Genomic DNA, 20,751 nt, shown 5'->3' with positions numbered 1-20,751 from the left:
CGCCGGGTTCTTCTCAACTCAGCCGACCCACCACCCGGTGCGCTGGCCGCGATGAAACTGGATTGTCTTTTCCTCGGTATAGTCCTCGACGGCGCGTTTGCCGAGTTCGCGTCCGAGACCGGACTGCTTGTAGCCTCCGAAAGGCAGCTCGGGATAACCTTCCATGAACGTGTTCACCCAAACGGTTCCCGAACGCACCCCACGCGCCACCGACATGCAGGTGTCTATGCTGGCGCTCCACACGCCCGCCGATAAACCATAGGGCGTGTTGTTGGCGATGTGCAACGCCTTTTCAATCGATTCAAATGTCAGCACCGAGAGCACCGGGCCGAACACTTCTTCGCGGGCGATGGCCATATCCTCGGTGACGCCGCGAATGATGGTGGGATCGAGATATTGGCCGACATTGGAGGCCAATTGCTTGCCTCCGCTATAGACGCTGCTGCCTTCGGCCGCGGCTGCCGTGACGTACCCTGCCACCTTGGCTAGGTGGTCTGACGAGATCATCGCGCCGACTTTGGTTTGGTCATCGAGCGGATCGCCGACCGTAACCCTGGCGGTAAGCGCCTTGACGGCGCTGAGAAAATCGTCGGCGATCGCCTCGTGCACGATCAGCCGGCTGCCGGCATTGCAGCACTCGCCGGCATTGAAGAAGCCGCCGAACACCGCCGCATCGGCGGCCGCTTCGAGGTCGGCGTCCGGGAAGACGACCTGACCGTTCTTGCCGCCGAGCTCCATCGAAACTTTCTTCAGCGATAGCGCGGCGGACGCCATGGTCATCTTGCCGACGCGGGTCGAGCCGGTGAACGAGACCATGTCGACCAGGGGATGGCTGACCATCGGCGCGCCGACGTCGGCGCCAAGCCCGGCCAGGATGTTGACGACGCCGGGCGGGAGGCCGGCCTGCAGCAGGATATCGCCGAGCACAAAGGTCGAGGCCGAGGTCATTTCGCTCGGCTTGACCACCGCCGTGCAGCCGGCGGCGAGCGCGAAAGGCAGTTTCTGGCTGACGATCAGGAACGGGAAATTCCACGGCGTGATGATCGAGACGACGCCGATCGGCTCGCGCAGCACGACGCCCAGCATGTCGTCGCCGAGATTGGCGTAGCTCTCGCCGTGCAGCGTGCGGGCGAGCGAGGCGGCGTAGCGCCAGATATCGACGGCGCCGCCAATCTCACCGCGCGCCTGGGCGATCGGCTTGCCGGATTCCAGTGCATCGAGCCGGGCGATGTCTTCCAGCCGGCCCTCGATCAGGTCAGCCGCCTTGAGCAGGATCGCGGCACGCTCGGCTGCCTTCATGCGCGGCCATGGACCGGTCTCGAACGCCTTGTGGGCGGCCTGAACAGCGGCTTCCACTTCGGCCTCGCCGGCCTGTGCGTAGTGCGAGACGGTGAAGCCGTGGCCGGGGCTATTTCGAGCAATCGTGCGGCCGTCGCGGGCATCGACATGCTTGCCGCCGATCAGCAGTCTGTACGCTTTCGGTGCCGCAGCCGCCTCGGCCGGCATGCAAATCTTGAGGGGTGCGTTCATGTGTTTTCTCTAGGATCCCGAAAAGGCCGGCTTCTGCTTGGCCTTGAAGGCATCGACGCCGGCCTTGAGATCTCCGGTCAGGGCGATGAAGCCGCTGGCCAGCGCTTCGGTGGCGGCGGCACTTTCCTCGCCTTCGGCGACCGCGATCATCAGCTTGGCGGCTTCGGTCGCCAGCGGGCCGCGCTCGGCGATCTTTTCCGCCCACGCCCTTGCTTCGTCGTATGCCTTGCCAGTCGCGACCACCCGGTCGACGATGCCCAGAGCGAGTGCCTCGGGGGCGAGAAAGATCTCGCCGCCGAGCGCCATGCGGCGCACCGTCTGCGCGCCGAAGCGCCGCACGGCGCGCTGCGTGCCTGACCAGCCGGGTACGACACCGATCGAGGTTTCGGGGAAGCCCAGTTTCACTTGTGTTTCCGCCACGCGGAAGTCGCAAGCCACAGCCAGTTCCAGGCCGCCGCCCAGTGCATGGCCCGACAAAACGGCGATGGTCGGCTGCCTGAGCCGCGCCAGCCGGTCGAAGACGCGGTGGCCGTAGCGGACCCATTGCACCTGGAAATCGGCGGCACTCATCCGCGCCCAGGCTTCAACATCGCCACCGGCGCAAAATCCCTTGCCTTCGCCGCGCAGCAGCACGACGCGGACGCCCTCGGCCATCTCGGCCGCGTCGAGCGCCGTCTCCAGCGCGCGCAGCATCGGAATGTCCAGCGCGTTGAATTTCTCCGGCCGGCGCAGCGTGACGACGCCGATGGCGCCGCCGGTTTCAAAGGTGACGAGGTGCTCAGCCATGCGCGCCTCCAAGCGAGGCGCCGCCATTCAGCGACAGGCCTATCGGTTGCTCCTGATAGAGGGCTGCCGGTGTCGTCTTGAGGTCCTTGGCAATGCCCAACGGAATTTCCGACTGCGCCAGTACATCGCGCCGTAGGTCAATGCCGGGTGCGAGTTCGGTGACGACCAGTCCCTCCGGCGTCAGCTTCATTACGCAGCGCTCGGTGACATAGGTGATGTCCTGCCCCTGCGCGACCGCGCGCTTGCCCGAAAACGAGATGTGCTCGACCTCTGCGACCACCTTCTTGACCTTGCCCTCCTGGTCGATGCGGATGCCGCCATCGGCCAATGAGAGTTTTGCCCCGGCATTGAAGAAGCCGGAGAAGACGATCTTCTTCGCCCGCGCGGTGATGTCGACAAAGCCGCCGGCGCCCGCCGTCACATGCGGCCGCGCCGAGAGCTTCGAGACGTTGACCGAGCCATGACGGTCGATCTGCAGGAAGGACAGCAGCGACGCGTCGAAGCCGCCGGCCTGGAAATAGATGAACTGGTGCGGCGAGGGCATGAAGGCGTCGGCATTCGACGAGCAGCCGAATTTGAAATCGAGCAGCGGCACGCCGCCGACCGCCCCCTGTTCGATCACCCAGGTGACCTTGCCGTGCTGGCCTTCCTCTATCAGGATGCGCGGCACATTGGCCGAGATGCCGAAGCCGATGTTGACGGCCATGCCGTCGCGCAACTCCATGGCGACGCGGCGCGCGATCACCTTCTGGACGTTCATCTCCGGCGTGCGGAAGCTCGACAGCGGCCGGAAGATTTCTCCGGAGATGGCCGGGTCATAGGGTGTCAGCGTCGTCTGCAACTGGTCGGGCGCGACGACGATGTGGTCGACCAGGACGCCTGGCACGCGCACATCATGCGGTTTCAGCGTGCCGTTTTCGACGACGCGCTTGACCTGCGCGATAACGATGCCGCCATTGTTGCGGGCGGCGAGTGCCTGTTCGAGGCCGCCGAGATAGGCACCCTCATGCTCATAGGTGAGGTTGCCGCGCTCGTCGGCTGACGTGGCGCGGATGATCGAGACCTGCGGCACGATGGAGCGGAAATAGAGCCATTCCTCGCCGTCGAACTGCTGCACCGAAACGATCGGCTCGCTGGCGGCGGCGTTCATGGCGCAGCCCTGGTGGCGCGGGTCGGCGAAGGTGTCGAGACCGACCTTGGTCAGCACGCCCGGCCGCTTGGCGGCCGCTTCGCGGTGCATGTCGAACAGGATGCCGGACGGCACGTTGTAGGCGGCGACCGAATTGTCGCCGATCATCTTCCAGATCTGCGGCGGTTCGGAAGAGGAGGGGCCGGACGGGTAGGAGCCGCACAAAGTACGCTTCAGCAGGCCGGGCTTGGCCAGATGGTCGATGCCTTTGATGCCGTACATGTCGCCGGCGGCGATCGGGTGAAGTGTGGTGATATTTTTTGGGTGGCCTTCCCCATCGAAGCGTTCGCCGATCGCGGCAAGCACCGCGTCCGGACAGCCGAGACCGCTCGACGACGACACGGATACGACCATGCCGTCCTTGATCAGGCCCGCCGCCTGCGCCGCCGAAACGACCTTGCTCAATTCATGCTCCCCGAACCGGCCGTCCTGTTTCGGGTGCGGCGATCCGGGCCACAGCTTTCCCTGACGACCAGATTGACCGCGCCGATATGGTCCTCGGCCCGCGTGGTGCGCGACTGGATCATTTTCAGCATGACATGGGCGGCGCGTTCGCCGAGGCCCGCCGAGTCCACCGCAACGCTGGTCAGAGCCGGCATATAGTGCTCGGCCTCGGCCACGTCGTCGAAGCCGACGACGGCGAAATCCGCGCCCGGCTCAAGCCCGCGCTTGCGCAGCGCCAGCATGGCGCCAAAGGCGACGGCGTCGTTGAAGCAGAGTGCCGCGGTCGGCGGTTCAGCCATAGCGAGAGCGGTCTCCAGGCACGCGATACCACCTCTGCGGCTGGTCTCGCCTTCGACGACAAGTGCGTCGCGGGCGGCGATGCCCTGCGTCTCACAGGCTTCGCGAAATCCGCCAAGCCGCTCGTGATAGACCACCAGATCGGACGAGCCGCCGAAGAAGACCAGCCGGCGATGTCCCTTGCCGATCAGATGAGCGGTGGCGAGATAGGCGCCGCGATGATTGTCGGGCGCGATCACCGGAATGCGGCTCTCGGGAAGCCGGCGCATGGCGAAGACAACCGGCAGACCCGCCGTCTCGATCCGCCTGAAGGCGCCCGGCGTCGTGCCGCGAGCCGGCGAGACGATGAGACCGGCGACGCCTTGCTCCATCAGCGACTTCAGCACTTCTTCCTGGCGCACCGGATTTTCCGCCGTGTTGGCGATGAACGGCACGATGCCGGCCGACTGGAAGACGCGCTCCATGCCGACCGCCAGTTCGGCGAAGAAAGGATTGGTGAGATCGTTGATGACCATGCCGATGACGTTGGAGTGCGCCTTGCGCAGATTGGCGGCGCCGCGGTTGTAGACGTAACCGACATCCTCGATCGCCTTGCGCACCTTGCTCGCTGTTTCGGGCCGGATCAGCCCGCTGCCCTGGAGCACGAGCGATACCGTCGACTTGGACACGCCTGCTTCGCGGGCGATGTCGAATATCGTCGCCTTGGCCCGGTTGACCATCCAGATGCATCCTCCCCGGTTGCAGGCCCAAAAGTATTGGAACGTTCTAATCTCTGCTCCGCTCGTGAGTCAATCGGGATTTTTCCCGCGCCTCGAACATCGATTGTGCGTACTCAAATGGCATGAGCAGCAAGGCTTTTGTGTTGCAATGCAGCATTCTCTCCTGCATGGCGTTCGCATCCTAAAGGTTCTTGATTTATTGGAACGTTCCATTTAGTAGCGTTGCGAAGGAGAGATCGATGGACATTTCCTTGCCTGCTGAGGGTGGCGGCAGCACCCGCTACACGCTGGTCGGCGAACCCGTGCAGCCGATGGTCGGCGCGCGATTTTCGCGTATCGCCTATGCCGCCGCGCACATCGTTGCCGATCCGCTCGCCATGACCGATCCGTGGTCCAGGCCGGTGGTCGACTGGGACAGGACGATGGCGTTCCGTCACCATCTGTGGCGGCTGGGCTTCCGCATCGCCGAAGCGATGGACACGTCGCAGCGCGGCATGGGCTTCGACTGGGCAAACGCACAGGAATTGATCCGCCGTTCGATCGCCGAGGCGCGCACCGTCGATGGCGCCGACCTCGCTTCGGGCGCCGGGACCGACCATCTGGCGCCGAGCGCCGCCAAGACAATCGACGACGTCATCAAGGCCTATGAAGAGCAGTTTGCTTTCATCGAAGGGCTCGGCGGCAAGGCGATCATGATGGCCAGCCGGGCGTTGGCAGCGGTGGCCAAAGGTCCGGACGACTATATCAGCGTCTACGACCGCATCCTGTCCCAGGCCTCCGGCAAGGTCATCCTGCACTGGCTGGGCGACATGTTCGATCCGGCGCTCAGGGGCTATTGGGGCAGCAGCGATTTCGAGGCCGCGCTCGACACCGTGGTCGCCATCATCGAACGCCACGCCGGCAAGGTCGAAGGGATAAAAATCTCATTGCTCGATGCCGGCAAGGAAGTTGCGCTCAGGAACCGGCTGCCGGACGGCGTCGTCATGTTCACTGGCGACGATTTCAATTATCCCGAACTGATCGCCGGCGACGGCAGGAAGCACTCGCACGCACTGCTCGGTATTTTCGACGCGATTGCGCCGGTCGCCAACGCAGCGCTGGCGAAACTGGCGGAAGGTGACCGCGCCGGCTATGACGCGTTGATGGCGCCGACCGTGCCGCTATCGCGAAAAATCTTCGAGGCGCCGACCGAATATTTTAAGGCCGGCATCGTCTTCATGGCCTGGCTGAATGGTCATCAGGACCATTTTGCGATGATCGGCGGCATGCAGTCGGCGCGCGGCATCCGTCACTATGCCGACGTGTTCCGCCTTGCCGACCAGGCAGGTTTGCTCGCCGATCCCGATCTGGCGGTGGCCAGGATGAAGAGCCTTTGCACCGTCGCGGGCATCTGAAGCGCGGAAAGGCTGACCGGTCGAAGGGGACGCATCGCCACGCGATTGCTGCGCCAGCCCAGGCGTCTCCGCTGTCGAACGACCGCGAGGGTGGTTATCGCCGTCGTCACCAACTTTCTTGTGAACCAATTTCTCCCGAGGCGCGACCAAGCGATGTGTCCAAACATGGTCCATCAAGGAGAACGTCTGATGTTTACTGTTTCAAGGAACGTCCTTTTGGCCGCCATCGCCGTTTCGGTGCTGGCCGGCTGCAAAACAACCGCTCCCAGGGAATGCGACAAGCTGAAGCCTGGCGTCACCTATAACGGCAAATGCTGCGGCATCGGCGAGCCTTGCCGCGAAGGCAAGGGCGGCGGCGACAGGCCGGGAAATACGCCTGATCCAGCGCCGCAATGATCTGATTGCCTGTCGCCCGTCCCGGTCAGCACCGGGACGGGCGACAGCTTTCCGCGACGGGGTTTGCGTCCGGCGTCAGGTCTGCCAGGACCGGGTTGCGAAACTCGCCGGCGCCGCCCGCGACAATGGCGCAACGTCAAATGTCAACGTCAGCTTGTGGGCGGCCGAATGCGGCCGCCACTCCCCACTGCCCCAGCCTCGTCCGTCCTGCGTTGTTGAACCCGGCAACCTCTTGCTTACTATGCGGTTTTCCAGTGCTTGCCGGCTGCCCCTATGCGTGCTTACTTGTGGTTGTTTTCATTCCGGGGATACAATCATGCGTTTTCTACTTGCTGCCGTCGCCATGTTGTCATTCGCCGCCACCGCGGCTCTGGCTGATCCAGCTTCGGACTTCAAAAGAGCCGATCAGGCGTTGAACCAAACCTTCAAGCAAATCCAGAAGCGGCTTACGGATGATTCCGACGGCAAGGCACGGTTCGTGAAAGCGCAGAGAGCGTGGATTGCGTTCCGCAACGCCGAATGCACGTTTCAATCCAGCGGTGACGATGGTGGCTCCGCGGCGCCGATGGTTGCCGCTGCTTGTCAGGCTGAACTGACCAAGGCTCGCACCAGGCAGTTGAAGGCCTACCTGAACTGCCAGGAGGGTGACCTCTCTTGCCCCGTGCCATCAGAATAATCTGGAGTGACAAAATGCCGAATTTCAAGATGAGATATGTGCTGATCGCGCTTGTGCCGTTGGCGGTTGCTGGTTGCGTCAGCGCTGAGGATCAGCGCGCACTGGATCAGCAACAGTGCGCTTCTTACGGCTACAGGCCAGGAACCAACAGGTTTGCCGACTGCATGATGCAACAGACTTCACAACGTTCAGAAGATGAGCAGCGCTCATTGGATCGCATGGCCGCGCAAGAACAGAGAGACAAGGATCGCAAGGAAGCGCGTCGAAAGAACGACAGCTACATCGACCCAAGGCCGAGTTACGACAAGGATGGCAATCCGAATTTCGACACTCAAGGCAATTACCAAGGGTGTCACGGCGCGGGATGTTTGGTCGACAATCCAGATAATGGCGATGACGATGACCAGTAGGCTGGCTTCGCAAGGGCTCTTCTTCCTGCCCCTATAGTCCGGACCTCAGCCCAATCGACAAACCGTTCGCCAAGCTCAAGCACTGCATGCGGCGTTGCGCCAGGTGCAGGCTACCTCTGGCGAACAGCCGGGAAATGCCGATACAAGATCTGCTTGTCTGGTTGGATGGTGGGCGTGACAGGGATTGAACCTGTGACCCCTGCAATGTCAATGCAGTGCTCTCCCGCTGAGCTACACGCCCATCCGAAGCCGCGCATACACCATTTTTGATCCAGCGCGTCAATAGCAGGAAAAAAGGAAAGAAGGCGTCGTCTCGCCGCAGTGGCGAAGAGGCGCGGCGCCTTGCCTAGAAAACGGCTCAGGCCGCCTGCAGCATCTTCTCGACCTCGTTGACGAGGTCACGCAGATGGAACGGTTTCGACAGCACCTTGGCGTCTTTCGGCGCCTTGGAGTCCGGGTTCAGCGCAACGGCGGCGAAACCGGTGATGAACATGACTTTCAAATCAGGATCGATCTCCGTGGCGCGGCGCGCCAGTTCGATGCCGTCCATTTCCGGCATGACGATGTCGGTCAACAGCAGCGAGAACGGTTCCTCGCGCAGCCGCTCATAGGCGCTGGCGCCATTGTCGAAATCGCTGACCTGGTAACCGGCGCGCTCCAGCGCCTTGACGAGGAACCGACGCATATCGTCGTCGTCTTCCGCCAGAAGAATGCGTGCCATGATATCCCGTCCGAATCACCCGCCCGAGATTGCCGTTGGGCAAGCCCGTTAACCATCCTGTATATGAGGAGGTGAGGGTAAACATCAAGTGAACGCGGACGGCGATGATCCATATTTGCCAGGGTGTGTGCTGCCGCTGAAATGCTGGACACGAGGCTTGCAAGGTGGCACTTTCACATCATGATGCACTGGTGTTTTCGGGTTCGTTCCAATTGAAGACGGCAGCCGAGGATTTTTCGGTCTTTCCACCCTTCGAAATCCGGTCGGGCGCCGAGCAGCGCGTCCCTTTCCTCTTCAACTCGCCGCATAGCGGCCGCTACTATCCCGAACGCTTCCTGGCCATGGCAAGGCTGGACCGCAATGCCATCCGCCGGTCGGAAGACTGTTACGTCGATGAGCTGTTCGGCGGCGCCGTGGCGCTCGGCGCGCCGTTGCTGGCAGCGAATTTTCCGCGCGCCTATCTCGACGTCAATCGCGAGCCGTGGGAACTCGATCCGCGCATGTTCGCCGAGCCAGTGCCGTCTTTCTGCAACATCCGCTCGGCGCGGGTGGCCGGCGGGCTTGGCACGGTGCCGAAGCTGGTGGGCGAGGGCCTCGACATCTATTCCGGTCGCCTGCCTCTGGCCGAAGCCGTTGCCCGCATCGAGGCCGTCTACAAGCCCTATCACGAGACACTGAAGCGGCTTTTGACCAAGACCCATGCGCGGTTCGGTTTTGCCGTGCTGATCGACTGTCATTCGATGCCGGCGAGCATCCGTGTCGGCGACAGCGGTCTGCGGCCCGACTTCATCATCGGCGACCGCTTCGGCATCTCGGCAACCGCCGCCCTGACCGAGACCGCGATCGGCCTGCTCAGCGCCATGGGCTATTCGGTTGCCCACAACAAGCCCTATGCCGGCGGCTTCATCACCGAGCACTACGGCCGCCCGGCGCGCCATCTGCATGCGCTGCAGATCGAGGTCAATCGCGGGCTCTACATGAACGAGCGGACATTCGAGAAGGCCGCCGGCTTCGATGCGCTGGCCGATGATCTGACGCGGTTCTCAGCCGACCTGATGTCGATGCCCGACCATCATTTCATCGACCTGCCGCTAGCCGCCGAGTGAGCGACCGGCCGTTGGCCGCAGAGTGAAATCGCGGCGTAAAAAAAGACCGCATCGTTTGCACGATACGGTCGAAGTCTAGGGAGGAAACGCCCAAGGAGGGCATGGACAGGAAGCCCTGTCCGAGATCAAGGGTATTGTGCGCTGCACAAATGTCAAGCGACCTTGAGGCTTTTTTAATTCACTCTGATGTGGAAATTGCGTTTCGACGACGCTTGTGTGACATCCGGGCAACAGATGCCGTCGCGGAAAAGTCGTCGAACACTCTTGTTTTGGTACGAAATTGGCGGCAGAGCACGGCTCGGACATGCTGCAGTGCGGGAGAATCAGTTGGACATCAGCATCGATTTCATGCGCCGCATCGCGCAGGCGGCAGCGGCGGAGACCTTGCCGCGCTTTCGTGCCCAAGGTGCGGTCGCCAACAAGGAACAGGGCAGTTTTGATCCGGTCACCGAGGCCGATCGCGAGGCCGAGCGCGCCATTCGGGCGCTGATATCGGCTGAGTATCCCGATCATGGTATTCTAGGCGAGGAGCATGGCAGCGAGAACATTTCGAGCCGGCACGTCTGGGTGATCGATCCGATCGACGGCACGCGCGCGTTCATTTCCGGCCTGCCGGTGTGGGGCACACTGGTCGGGCTGACGATCGACGGCGACGCCGTTGCCGGCATGATGGCGCAACCCTTCACCGGTGAGCTTTTCTACGCCAACGGCTCGGGCTCCCATTATGAGGGGCCAGGCGGGCCGCGAAAACTGACGACCCGCAAGACGACGAAGTTGGACCAGGCGACGCTGTTCACCACCACGCCGGCCCTGTTCAAGGGCGAGGCGCGCAACCGTTACGATGCATTCGAAAGACAGATCCAGCTCGCCCGCTACGGCGCCGATTGCTATGCCTTCGCCATGATCGCCTCGGGAAGCGTCGACATCGTCGCCGATCCCGGATTGAAGCCCTACGACATCGTGGCGCTGATCCCGATCATCGAAAAGGCAGGCGGCGTCGTCACCACATTCGATGGCGGGCCGGCGGAACAGGGCGGCGATGTGCTCGCCGCGGCGACGCCGGAGCTTCATGCCGCCGCCATGGCCGCCTTGCGCGGCTAAACGAGCGTCCGCTGCCATTCAGGTGATGCCGACCGTTTGAAGCAGTCGTTTTACTGCCGGCGGCACTCCTTGGGGAGCAGGCCAGCGACCGGCGCCTGTCAGGCTGTGGGGTCGTCGCTCCCGGGAATGAAGGCGTCGAAAGCGGCGAGCAATTGCTCGCGGTAAATGTCGGCTTCCTGCAGGATTTCGTGGCGGGAGCCATCGATCATCAGCAGCGAACCGAGCCTCAGACGCCTGGCGTAGGTTTCCACGGCCCTGGTCGAGACGACCTGGTCGGCGCCGGCGGCGATGATCAGCAGCGGGACCTGGATCCGAGCCATGAAATCGGGGTCGCTGACGGCTTCCGAAGCTTTCGCGGCTGCCTGCAGCCAGCGGATCGTCGGCCCGCCAAGCGCCAGTTGCGGGTATTCTTCGTAGATCCGTGTGTTGCGCCGATAGCGCTCCGGGTCCGATGTCAGCTTGTTGGTCTCGAAAGGGGCCGTTACCCTCGGCCGCGGACCCCAGGCGGCGTAGAGCCGGCCGAGGCCGAGAGCGCAGAACAGGGAACAGACGCGGCGAACCGTCGAGATCGAGACCGGCAGGTCGGGCAGCGTCAGGAAGGGCGCGATCAGCACCATGCGCCGGATGCGGTTCACCATCGACGGGGCGGCAAGCAGGGTGATCAAGGCACCTGCCGAATGGGCGAGGATGTAGTACGGTCCGCGGCAATCGGGCAGCACGATCTCCTCGAAGAACTGTTCGAGGTCGGCGGTGTAGTCGCGGAAGCTGCTGACGTAGCCGCGCTGATGATCGCGGATCAGCCGGTCGGAATCGCCCTGGCCGCGCCAATCGAGGGTGGCGACGCCAAAGCCGCGATCGGCAAGGTTGCGGATGGTTTCGAAATATTTCTCGATGCACTCGTTGCGGCCGGTGAGCAGGACCACGGTGCCCTTCATCGGGCGAGCGACTGCGCTGAACAGGCCGTAGCGGATATTCTTGCGGTGACGCGTGGTGAAGAAGCCGCCGGTGGCGTTTTCCGGCCGCGGATTGCCCTCGATTTCGTGAAAAAGGGAGTTTTCGGTGAAAAGATCCGTCATTCGGCGCTTCGTGCTCGGCGTCTCGCATGCCCGCCTGCGCTGGCCGGCTCCGCTAAGGTGATAGACGCCCATGCGCCAAAAGCCAAGGAATTCCCGGTGAAGGGGAGGCTGCGCCAGGGAAGGCCGGAAGCCGCTCGAAAGCGTGCTTCCGGCCTCTGTCGATCCGGGAGGAAGGGACGTTACACCCGGTCGGCCTCGTTGCGGTGCCTGTTGTGCAATGGGCGCCGCCAGTCCTTGATCCTGGAATGGACTTTAGCGCCGGCTGCCTGAACGCGCGCCGAAGTGCCGGTTCATCTGCCGTTCATCAAGGGGCCTGCCGCCGTGGTTTTTGCCGCCAGGTGAAATCTTGAAATGCTTTCCAGCGCTCCCCAAATGTCTCGTGCGGTCGCCAATGTCGGGGCCGCTGGCCCACCCGAAACGCCGCTCAAGGGTTTCGCACCGGCCATACGCAAACCATGTTGCTCAACAGGAGAACACCTCATGCGTCACGTTGATTTTTCCCCGCTTTATCGCTCTACCGTCGGCTTCGATCGTCTGTTCACGATGCTCGATTCGCTTGCGCAGCCGGATGGCGCGCAGACCTATCCGCCCTACAACATCGAGCGCACCGGTGAGGATTCCTACCGCATCTCGATGGCGGTTGCCGGCTTCTCGGACGAGGAAATCTCGATCGAAGCCCATCGCAACGTGCTGACCGTGAAGGGTGAGCGCAAGGACGAGGGTACCGGCGAAGGCTCTGAGCTGCTCTATCGCGGCATTGCCTCGAGGGCTTTCGAACGCCGCTTCCAGCTTGCCGACCACGTCGAGGTCGTTGGCGCCTCGCTGAAGAACGGCCTGCTCTTCGTCGACCTCAAGCGCAACATCCCGGAGGAGCTGAAGCCGCGCAAGATCGCCATTACGGCGTCTTCGGCCAAGGCCAAGCAGATCGAGGCCAAGACCGCTGCCTAAAGTACAAGTCTCCTCCCGAGACGGAAGCGGCGCCGAAAGGCGCCGCTTTTTTGTTGTCCGGGATATCCGTTATCAGGCGATCAGCTGGCCAAAACGGTCGACTTCATCGGCTGTCGTCGCAAAGCTGGTGACGAAGCGGTAGAGCAACTCGTCCTCGCCGATGTGGCCGTCAAAGCCATGCGGCTTGTGCCAGTCGTAGAAGGCGGCCCCCGCGGCCTGCAGCCCCTCGGCCTCGGCTTTCTTGATCACCGCGAAAACCTCGTTCGCCTGCGGCAGCCATGCCAGCTTGGCCGTGGCCGAATCCTCGATCGCGGCGGCAAGCCGTGCGGCCATAGCGTTGGCGTGGCGGGCGGTGTCCAGCCACAGTCCATCCTTGAAATAGGCCTCGAACTGCGCCGCCACGAAGCGCGATTTCGAAAACAGCTGGGCGGCGCGCTTGCGCAGGAAGGCCAATTCCCTGGCACGATCAAGATCGAACAGCACGACCGCCTCGGCGCACCAGCAGCCGTTCTTGGTGCCGCCGAAGGAGAGGATGTCGACGCCGCGTTTCCAGGTCATTTCGGCCGGTGTCGTGTCGAGTGCGACCAGCGCATTGGCAAAGCGGGCGCCATCCATGTGCAGGGGCACCGAATATTGTTTGGCGATCGCGGAGATCGTCTCGATCTCATCCAGGCCGTAGATGGTGCCGACCTCGGTCGACTGGGTGATCGAAACGGCCATCGGTCGTCCCCAATGGACGATTTCCGGTGCGAAACGGCCGATGGTCCTTTCCAGATTGTGCGGATCGATCTTGCCCAGCGCGCCATCGATCTCATGCAGGCGAGAGCCGCCGGAAAAATACACCGGCGCGCCGCATTCGTCCTCGATGACATGCGATTCGCGATGAGCAAAGGAAATGCCGCCCGGCTTGTTGTAAGCGGTGAGCGCCAGCGAGTTGGCGGCCGTGCCGGTGGCGACGAAGAACACCGCGACCTCGCGTTCGAAAATCTCACTGAAGCGCTGGTAGACTGCCCGGTCGAGCGCACCGTCGCCATAGGCGGTGGCAAAGCCGCCGGCATTGGCCGACAGGCCGGCGGCAATATTGGGATGGGCGCCTGCCCAATTGTCGGAAGCGAAGAACATGCATCTGCCTATGTCTTGGGAGATCGGGGCTTTGGGGAAATCAGCCTGAAGTTGACCGGTTTCGCGAGCGGACCGCAAGGGGCCAGGCGCCGGAAAAATGGTAAAGCCAGCCAACCGACAAAGCCCGGGCCGACGACTGAAGCTTACGTTTTCCCCCAACTTCACGACATTTTCTGTCGCGAAAAGCCCAAGTTTTTTGTGAATCGGTCTTGTGTGCGTCCGGAATTTCTGCCATAAAAATTTAGGACAGTAGTGCTGTCTTATTTTGTCGCACAAAACGAGCTGGATTGGCGTATCATTTGGGCCTCTCCGGCTGTTGCCGCGAGCGACAGGTGGACAGCCAGACTCTGGCCTGTACGATTACCAGATGCGATCCATGCGGAAAGCCGCCTGGTTCGGCAAGGATTTCGCAAGACGTGCCACAAGGATCAGGGTGAGCCAAGCGCTTGCCGAGGCAAACCAGCGCCTGAATGGCTGGGAATGGAGGACAGGAGATGACGGACATGACGCACTCTGCGACGAACGGCCAGGCCGCGCAGACGAAAGCGGCAACCGTCAAAACCATGTCCCGGACCGATATTGGCCGAACCGCCAACGGCCTTTCCGCCCAGGGCCTTTACGATCCTCGCAACGAGCATGACGCCTGCGGCGTCGGTTTCATCGTCAACATGAAGGGCGTGAAGTCGCATCAGATCGTCAAGGACGGGCTGGCTGTGCTCGAAAACCTGACGCATCGCGGCGCCGTTGGCGCCGATCCGCTGGTCGGCGATGGCGCCGGCGTGCTGGTGCAGCTTCCCGACCAGTTCTTCCGCGAGGAGATGGCGGCCCAGGGTATCGAACTGCCGCCGGCCGGCCAGTACGGCGTCGGACACTGGTTCATGCCGCAGGACGCGGCCCTTCGCGCCCATATCGAGGACATCATTGCCGAATCGGCGCAATCCGAGGGGCTTCCGCTCATCGGTTTCCGTGACGTGCCCGTCGACAATTCGTCGCTGTCGAAGGCGCCTGACATCGTGGCATCCGAGCCGTTCCATCGGCAGATATTCATCGGCCGCACGCCAGACATTACCGATGACGAGGAATACGAGGCCAGGCTCTATCTGCTGCGCAAGGTCATATCGGGCCGCATCTACGCCGAGAACGACAACAAGGACATCGGCGCCTATTGCGTGTCGCTGTCGGCGCGCACCATCGTCTACAAGGGCATGTTCCTGGCCTACCAGGTCGGCGCCTATTACAAGGACCTGATCGATCCGCGCTTCGAGACCGCGCTGATCCTCGTCCACCAGCGCTTCTCGACCAACACCTTCCCGTCTTGGAAGCTGGCGCATCCCTACCGCATGGTCGCCCACAATGGCGAGATCAACACCGTGCGCGGCAACAACAACTGGATGGCTGCGCGCCAGGCGTCGGTCGATTCCGAACTGTTCGGCAACAACATCTCGAAGCTGTGGCCGATTTCCTATGACGGCCAGTCCGACACCGCCTGCTTCGACAATGCGCTCGAGTTCCTGTTCCAGGGCGGGTACAGGCTCAGCCATGCCATGATGATGCTGATCCCGGAAGCCTGGGCCGGCAACAAGCTCATGGATGCCGATCGCAAGGCCTTCTACGAATACCATGCGGCACTGATGGAGCCGTGGGACGGGCCGGCGGCGGTGGTTTTCACCGATGGACGCCAGATCGGCGCCACGCTCGACCGCAATGGCCTGCGCCCGGCACGCTACATCGTCACCGACGACGACCGCGTCATCATGGCCTCGGAAGCCGGCGTGCTGCCGGTGCCCGAGGAGAAGATCGTCAAGAAGTGGCGGCTGCAGCCAGGCCGGATGCTGCTGATCGACCTGGAGAAGGGGCGTATCGTCTCCGACGAGGAGCTCAAGTCCGAGATCGCGACCAAGCATCCCTACAAGACCTGGCTCGCCAACACACAGCTCATCCTCGAAGATTTGAAGCCGGTCGAACCGCGCGCGCTGCGCAAGGATGTCAGCCTGCTCGATCGCCAGCAGGCGTTCGGCTACAGCCAGGAAGACACCAAGCTCTTGATGTCGCCGATGGCGACGACTGGCCAGGAGGCGGTGGGTTCGATGGGCACCGACACGCCGATCTCGGCGATGTCGGACAAGTCGAAGCTGCTCTACACCTATTTCAAGCAGAACTTCGCCCAGGTCACCAATCCGCCGATCGACCCGATCCGCGAGGAGCTGGTGATGAGCCTGGTGTCCTTCATCGGGCCACGGCCCAACATCTTCGACCTGGTCGGCAATTCGCGCCGCAAGCGGCTCGAGGTGCGCCAGCCGATCCTGACCAATGGCGATCTCGAAAAGATCCGTTCCATCGGCCACACCGAGGACCGCTTCGACACCAAGACGATCGACATCACCTATGGCTCGGCCGAAGGGGCCGCGGGCATGCAGGGCGCCATCGACCGCTTGTGCGAGCGGGCCGAGGCGGCGGTCGCCGGCGGCTACAACATCATCATCCTGTCCGACCGCCAGGTCGGGCCGGACCGCATCGCCATCCCGGCGCTGCTGGCTACGGCTGCGGTCCATCATCACCTGATCCGCAAGGGGCTGCGCACCTCGGTCGGCCTCGTCGTCGAATCCGGCGAGCCGCGCGAAGTGCATCATTTCTGCTGCCTTGCCGGCTATGGCGCCGAGGCGATCAACCCGTACCTTGCCTTCGACACGCTGCTCGACATGCACAAGCGCGGCGAACTGCCGAAGGAAGTGGACGCCTACGAAGTCGTTTCGCGCTACATCAAGTCGATCGGCAAGGGCATCCTCAAGGTGATGTCCAAGATGGGCATCTCGACCTACCAGTCCTATTGCGGCGCGCAGATTTTCGACGCCATCGGGCTGAAGACCGATTTCGTGCAGCAATATTTCACCGGGACCGCGACACTGATCGAAGGCGTCGGGCTGGACGAGATCGCGACCGAGACGCTCAGCCGCCACAATGACGGTTTCGGCAGCGACCCCGTGCTGCGCAACAGCCTCGAGGTCGGCGGCGAATACATGTACCGTATGCGCGGCGAGGCGCATATGTGGTCGCCCGACGCGGTCGCCACCTTGCAGCACGCCGTTCGCCAGGGATCATGGGAAACGTTCAAGGACTATTCCGCCCAGATCGACAGCGAGACGGCCCGCGCGCAGACCATTCGCGGCCTGTTCAAGATCAAGCTGGCCGGAGAAACCGGCCGCAAGAAGGCGGCGCTCGACGACGTCATGTCAGCGGCCGACATCGTCAAGCGGTTCTCGACCGGGGCGATGTCGTTCGGTTCGATCTCGCGCGAAGCGCACACCACGCTGGCGCGCGCGATGAACCAGATCGGCGGCAAGTCGAACACCGGCGAGGGTGGCGAAGAGGCCGACCGCTATCTGCCGCTGCCTGGCGGCGGCAAGAACCCGGAACGCTCGGCGATCAAGCAGATCGCCTCGGGTCGTTTCGGCGTCACGGCCGAATACCTCGTCAATTCCGACATGATGCAGATCAAGGTGGCGCAGGGTGCCAAGCCCGGCGAGGGCGGCCAGCTGCCCGGCCACAAGGTCGACGCGACCATCGCCAAAGTCCGGCATTCGACGCCGGGCGTCGGCCTGATCTCGCCGCCGCCGCATCACGACATCTATTCGATCGAGGATCTGGCGCAGCTGATCTACGATTTGAAGAACGTCAATCCGGCGGCCGATGTGTCGGTCAAGCTGGTGTCGGAAGTCGGTGTCGGCACGGTTGCGGCTGGTGTCGCCAAGGCGCGCGCCGACCACATCACCATTTCGGGCTATGATGGCGGCACGGGCGCCTCGCCGCTGACCTCGCTCAAGCATGCCGGCAGCCCATGGGAAATGGGCCTTGCCGAGACGCACCAGACGCTGGTGCTGAACGGTCTGCGGTCGCGCGTTGCGCTGCAGGTCGATGGCGGGTTGCGCACCGGCCGCGACGTGATCATCGGCGCGCTGCTCGGCGCCGACGAATTCGGCTTCTCGACCGCGCCGCTGATCGCGGCCGGCTGCATCATGATGCGCAAGTGCCATCTCAACACCTGCCCGGTCGGCGTCGCGACTCAGGATCCGGTGCTGCGCAAGCGCTTCAAGGGCACGCCCGAGCATGTCATCAACTTCTTCTTCTACGTGGCGGAAGAGGTGAGGGAGCTGCTCGCCGAGATGGGCTACACCCATCTCGACCAGATTATCGGCGACACCGATCTTCTGGAAAAGCGCGACCTGATCGTGCACTGGAAGGCACGCGGGCTCGATTTCTCGAAGATGTTCTTCAAGCCGGATGCGCCGCATGAGGCCGTGCATTGGACCGAGCGGCAGAAGCACCCGATCGACGACGTGCTCGACCGCAAGCTGATCGAACTGGCGAAGCCCGCGCTCGAGAGCAAGCTGCCGGTCAAGATCGAGGTCGATATCCGCAATGTCGACCGCTCGACGGGCGCCATGCTGTCGGGTGAAGTGGCCAAGCGCTTCAAGCACAAAGGCCTGCGCGAGGACACGATCCAGGTGAAGCTGACCGGCACCGCCGGCCAGTCCTTCGGCGCCTTCCTGGCGCGCGGCATCTCGTTCGAGCTTGTCGGCGCCGGCAACGACTATGTCGGCAAGGGCCTGTCGGGCGGACGCATCATCATCCGGCCGCCCGAAGAGGCCAAGATCGTCGCGGCCGAATCCATCATAGTCGGCAATACCGTGCTCTATGGCGCGACCGAGGGCGAGGCCTATTTCGCCGGTGTCGCAGGCGAGCGTTTCGCCGTGCGCAATTCGGGCGTCGCCGCCGTCGTCGAAGGCGTCGGCGACCATGGCTGCGAGTACATGACCGGCGGCATCGTCGTCGTCATCGGCCAGACCGGCCGCAACTTCGCCGCCGGCATGTCTGGCGGCGTCGCCTATGTGCTCGACGAGGCGGGTGATTTCGCCGAGCGCTGCAACATGGCGATGGTCGAGCTGGAGCCGGTTCCCGAAGAAGACGATCTGATGGAAAGGCTGCTGCACCATGGCGGCGACCTCGATCACAAGGGTCGCGTCGACGTCTCCGGCGACATGACCAGCCATGACGAGGAGCGGCTTTACCAGCTGATTTCCAACCATGTGCATTACACCGGGTCGGTACGTGGCCGCGAGATTCTCGACGACTGGACGACTTTCCGGCCGAAGTTCCGCAAGATCATGCCGGTCGAATACCGCCGCGCCCTGATCGAAATGGAACGCATGCGCATGGGCGTCGCGGCGGAATAGGCTTGCAATTGCCGGGGAGCCCAGGCTTCCCGGCCCATCTTCATCGACAGTTTGACCTCCGGCGCAAGGTTGCCATGGCTGCCTCAAGGGGTTAACGGGTGCGGCGAAAACCGCACCATCTGGACAGCAGGAACTGGACTATGGGCAAGGTAACAGGCTTTCTCGAAATCGACCGGCAGGTGCACAAGTACCAGCCGGCCTCCGACCGCATCCGGCATTTCCGCGAGTTCACGCTGCCGATGTCTGACAAGGAGGTCGAGAAACAGGCCGCGCGCTGCATGGATTGCGGCATTCCGTTCTGCCACGGGCCGACCGGTTGCCCCATCCACAACCAGATCCCAGACTGGAACGACCTCGTCTACAATGGCGACTGGGACAACGCGATCCGCAACCTGCATTCGACCAACAATTTCCCGGAGTTCACCGGCCGCATCTGCCCCGCGCCCTGCGAGGAAGCCTGCACGCTGAACCTCGAGGACATTCCCGTCGCCATCAAGACGGTCGAGCAGGCGATCGCCGACAAGGCCTATGAAACCGGCCATATCAGGCCCTATCCGCCGGAAAAGAAGACCGGCAAGCGCGTCGCCGTCATCGGTTCCGGTCCGGCCGGTATGGCGGCTGCCCAGCAGCTTGGCCGCGCCGGCCATGACGTCCATGTGTATGAGCGCGAGAGCCGGCCCGGCGGCCTGATGCGCTACGGCATTCCCGACTTCAAGATCGAGAAGCACTATATCGACCGCCGCATCGAACAGATGCAGGGTGAGGGCGTGACATTCCATTGCGGCGTCAATGTCGGCGTCGACAAGCCGGTTGCCGAGCTGCTCGCCGAACATGATGCCGTGCTCTATTGCGGCGGCTCGGAAACGCCGCGCGCGGCCGGCATTCCCGGCGACGATCTCGGCGGCGTGCATGACGCGATGCCCTATCTGGTGCAGCAGAACAGGCGGGTCGGCGGCGAACCGATCCAGTCGGTGGCGTGGCCGTCGCATCCGATCATCGCCGGCGGCCAGCATGTCGTCGTCGTCGGCGGCGGCGATACCGCGTCCGACTGTGTCGGCACGGCCTTCCGCCAGGGCGCCGTGCGCGTCACTCAGCTCGACATCCGCCCGCAGCCGCCGGAAAAGGAAGACAAGCTTTCGGTCTGGCCTTACTGGGCGACCAAGATGCGCACCTCGTCTTCGCAGGCCGAAGGCGCGGAGCGCGAATTCCAAGTGGCGACGCTCGAATTCATCGGCGAGGAAGGCCAGCTGACCGGCGTCAAGTGCTGCGAGGTCGACGACAAGCGCAAGCCGATCGCCGGTACCGAATTCGTCATTCGTGCCGATCTCGCTTTCATCGCCATCGGCTTTGCCGGGCCGGCCGCGGCCGGTGTGGCGAGAGAATTGGACGGGCAGATGAAGATCGCCACCGACAGCCGCCGTTCCAGGAATGTCGAGGCCAATGACCGCGACTACAGGACCAGCGTGGACAGGCTCTATGCGGCCGGCGACGTGCGTCGTGGCCAGTCGCTGGTCGTCTGGGCAATCCGCGAGGGCCGCCAGGCGGCACGCTCGATCGACGAGGCGCTAATGGGGTCGAGCGTTCTCCCGCGCTGAGCCCAGGAGC

Annotated in this window: 16 protein-coding genes and 1 tRNA gene; 9 read left to right on the top strand and 8 right to left on the bottom strand. The window is 63.1% G+C overall.

What is annotated here, in order from left to right; genetic code table 11:
• Nucleotides 1-18 precede the first annotated feature (18 nt).
• From EOA13_RS06205 to EOA13_RS06190, 4 genes are read right to left on the bottom strand one after another with little or no spacing between them, the layout of a single operon-like run.
• Nucleotides 19-1,530: an aldehyde dehydrogenase family protein gene (locus tag EOA13_RS06205; protein WP_127290546.1), complete on the bottom strand. Its 1,512-nt coding sequence runs from the start codon at nucleotides 1,528-1,530 to the stop codon at nucleotides 19-21.
• A 9-nt stretch (nucleotides 1,531-1,539) separates the two neighbouring features.
• Nucleotides 1,540-2,316: an enoyl-CoA hydratase/isomerase family protein gene (locus tag EOA13_RS06200; RefSeq protein WP_127290544.1), complete on the bottom strand. Its 777-nt coding sequence runs from the start codon at nucleotides 2,314-2,316 to the stop codon at nucleotides 1,540-1,542.
• Nucleotides 2,309-3,910 (bottom strand): acyl CoA:acetate/3-ketoacid CoA transferase, encoded by a 1,602-nt coding sequence (locus tag EOA13_RS06195; RefSeq protein ID WP_127290542.1) that lies wholly within the window; start codon nucleotides 3,908-3,910, stop codon nucleotides 2,309-2,311. Before EOA13_RS06195 ends, EOA13_RS06200 begins: the two co-directional genes overlap by 8 nt.
• Nucleotides 3,907-4,965, bottom strand: coding sequence for a LacI family DNA-binding transcriptional regulator (locus EOA13_RS06190; RefSeq protein ID WP_127290540.1), 1,059 nt, complete (start codon nucleotides 4,963-4,965; stop codon nucleotides 3,907-3,909). The genes EOA13_RS06195 and EOA13_RS06190 overlap by 4 nt, the downstream gene beginning before the upstream one ends.
• A gap of 239 nt (nucleotides 4,966-5,204) precedes the next feature.
• Here EOA13_RS06190 and EOA13_RS06185 point away from each other — a divergent pair, with 239 nt between their 5' ends.
• The 4 genes from EOA13_RS06185 to EOA13_RS06170 all read left to right on the top strand — a co-directional run bounded on the left by EOA13_RS06185 (nucleotide 5,205) and on the right by EOA13_RS06170 (nucleotide 7,841).
• Nucleotides 5,205-6,359, top strand: coding sequence for a dihydrodipicolinate synthase family protein (locus EOA13_RS06185; RefSeq protein ID WP_127290538.1), 1,155 nt, complete (start codon nucleotides 5,205-5,207; stop codon nucleotides 6,357-6,359).
• A gap of 189 nt (nucleotides 6,360-6,548) precedes the next feature.
• Entirely contained in the window at nucleotides 6,549-6,755 is a 207-nt protein-coding gene (locus EOA13_RS06180) for a hypothetical protein (protein WP_127290536.1), read from the top strand.
• Nucleotides 6,756-7,071: 316 nt separating this feature from the next.
• Entirely contained in the window at nucleotides 7,072-7,431 is a 360-nt protein-coding gene (locus EOA13_RS06175) for a lysozyme inhibitor LprI family protein (protein ID WP_127290534.1), read from the top strand.
• A 14-nt stretch (nucleotides 7,432-7,445) separates the two neighbouring features.
• Nucleotides 7,446-7,841 carry a hypothetical protein gene (locus EOA13_RS06170; RefSeq protein WP_127290532.1) on the top strand — a complete coding sequence of 132 codons (396 nt, stop codon included), beginning with the start codon at nucleotides 7,446-7,448 and terminating at the stop codon, nucleotides 7,839-7,841.
• 166 nt (nucleotides 7,842-8,007) lie between these two features.
• Here EOA13_RS06170 and EOA13_RS06165 read toward each other — a convergent pair.
• Both EOA13_RS06165 and EOA13_RS06160 read right to left on the bottom strand, forming a co-directional pair.
• Nucleotides 8,008-8,082, bottom strand: a tRNA-Val gene (locus EOA13_RS06165).
• Nucleotides 8,083-8,199: 117 nt separating this feature from the next.
• On the bottom strand, nucleotides 8,200-8,562 hold the full coding sequence (locus EOA13_RS06160) for a response regulator (RefSeq protein WP_006199474.1): 363 nt from the start codon (nucleotides 8,560-8,562) through the stop codon (nucleotides 8,200-8,202).
• Nucleotides 8,563-8,726: 164 nt separating this feature from the next.
• On the opposite strand from EOA13_RS06160, the gene EOA13_RS06155 reads away from it, so the two are divergent.
• Complete coding sequence (locus tag EOA13_RS06155) at nucleotides 8,727-9,668, top strand: N-formylglutamate amidohydrolase (RefSeq protein WP_127290530.1); 942 nt, start codon at nucleotides 8,727-8,729, stop codon at nucleotides 9,666-9,668.
• 327 nt (nucleotides 9,669-9,995) lie between these two features.
• On the top strand, nucleotides 9,996-10,769 hold the full coding sequence (gene hisN / locus EOA13_RS06150) for a histidinol-phosphatase (protein ID WP_127290528.1): 774 nt from the start codon (nucleotides 9,996-9,998) through the stop codon (nucleotides 10,767-10,769).
• A 98-nt stretch (nucleotides 10,770-10,867) separates the two neighbouring features.
• Here hisN and EOA13_RS06145 read toward each other — a convergent pair whose 3' ends face one another.
• Nucleotides 10,868-11,845 (bottom strand): alpha/beta hydrolase, encoded by a 978-nt coding sequence (locus EOA13_RS06145; protein ID WP_127290526.1) that lies wholly within the window; start codon nucleotides 11,843-11,845, stop codon nucleotides 10,868-10,870.
• Nucleotides 11,846-12,325: 480 nt separating this feature from the next.
• On the opposite strand from EOA13_RS06145, the gene EOA13_RS06140 reads away from it, so the two are divergent.
• Nucleotides 12,326-12,793: an Hsp20 family protein gene (locus EOA13_RS06140; RefSeq protein ID WP_013529716.1), complete on the top strand. Its 468-nt coding sequence runs from the start codon at nucleotides 12,326-12,328 to the stop codon at nucleotides 12,791-12,793.
• Between the two features lie 72 nt (nucleotides 12,794-12,865).
• On the opposite strand, the gene EOA13_RS06135 is transcribed toward EOA13_RS06140, so the two are convergent.
• Nucleotides 12,866-13,915, bottom strand: coding sequence for a low specificity L-threonine aldolase (locus tag EOA13_RS06135; RefSeq protein WP_127290524.1), 1,050 nt, complete (start codon nucleotides 13,913-13,915; stop codon nucleotides 12,866-12,868).
• A gap of 494 nt (nucleotides 13,916-14,409) precedes the next feature.
• On the opposite strand from EOA13_RS06135, the gene gltB reads away from it, so the two are divergent.
• Complete coding sequence (gltB, locus tag EOA13_RS06130) at nucleotides 14,410-19,146, top strand: glutamate synthase large subunit (protein WP_127290522.1); 4,737 nt, start codon at nucleotides 14,410-14,412, stop codon at nucleotides 19,144-19,146.
• Nucleotides 19,147-19,286: 140 nt separating this feature from the next.
• Complete coding sequence (locus EOA13_RS06125; protein ID WP_023810073.1) at nucleotides 19,287-20,741, top strand: glutamate synthase subunit beta; 1,455 nt, start codon at nucleotides 19,287-19,289, stop codon at nucleotides 20,739-20,741.
• Nucleotides 20,742-20,751 lie beyond the last annotated feature (10 nt).

The organism is Mesorhizobium sp. M7A.F.Ca.US.011.01.1.1 (assembly GCF_003998295.1).
GTDB lineage: Bacteria > Pseudomonadota > Alphaproteobacteria > Rhizobiales > Rhizobiaceae > Mesorhizobium.
This window is presented reverse-complemented; position numbering and strand designations above follow the sequence as displayed.

Bases quoted from the DNA above. Each gene is read 5' to 3' on its own strand.
- EOA13_RS06180 (WP_127290536.1), top strand. From the start codon at position 6,549: ATGTTTACTGTTTCAAGGAACGTCCTTTTGGCCGCCATCGCCGTTTCG.
- EOA13_RS06160 (WP_006199474.1), bottom strand. From the start codon at position 8,562: ATGGCACGCATTCTTCTGGCGGAAGACGACGACGATATGCGTCGGTTC.
- gltB (WP_127290522.1), top strand. From the start codon at position 14,410: ATGACGGACATGACGCACTCTGCGACGAACGGCCAGGCCGCGCAGACG.
- EOA13_RS06200 (WP_127290544.1), bottom strand. From the start codon at position 2,316: ATGGCTGAGCACCTCGTCACCTTTGAAACCGGCGGCGCCATCGGCGTC.
- EOA13_RS06145 (WP_127290526.1), bottom strand. From the start codon at position 11,845: ATGACGGATCTTTTCACCGAAAACTCCCTTTTTCACGAAATCGAGGGC.
- EOA13_RS06205 (WP_127290546.1), bottom strand. From the start codon at position 1,530: ATGAACGCACCCCTCAAGATTTGCATGCCGGCCGAGGCGGCTGCGGCA.
- EOA13_RS06175 (WP_127290534.1), top strand. From the start codon at position 7,072: ATGCGTTTTCTACTTGCTGCCGTCGCCATGTTGTCATTCGCCGCCACC.
- EOA13_RS06135 (WP_127290524.1), bottom strand. From the start codon at position 13,915: ATGTTCTTCGCTTCCGACAATTGGGCAGGCGCCCATCCCAATATTGCC.
- EOA13_RS06185 (WP_127290538.1), top strand. From the start codon at position 5,205: ATGGACATTTCCTTGCCTGCTGAGGGTGGCGGCAGCACCCGCTACACG.
- EOA13_RS06125 (WP_023810073.1), top strand. From the start codon at position 19,287: ATGGGCAAGGTAACAGGCTTTCTCGAAATCGACCGGCAGGTGCACAAG.
- EOA13_RS06190 (WP_127290540.1), bottom strand. From the start codon at position 4,965: ATGGTCAACCGGGCCAAGGCGACGATATTCGACATCGCCCGCGAAGCA.
- EOA13_RS06140 (WP_013529716.1), top strand. From the start codon at position 12,326: ATGCGTCACGTTGATTTTTCCCCGCTTTATCGCTCTACCGTCGGCTTC.
- EOA13_RS06170 (WP_127290532.1), top strand. From the start codon at position 7,446: ATGCCGAATTTCAAGATGAGATATGTGCTGATCGCGCTTGTGCCGTTG.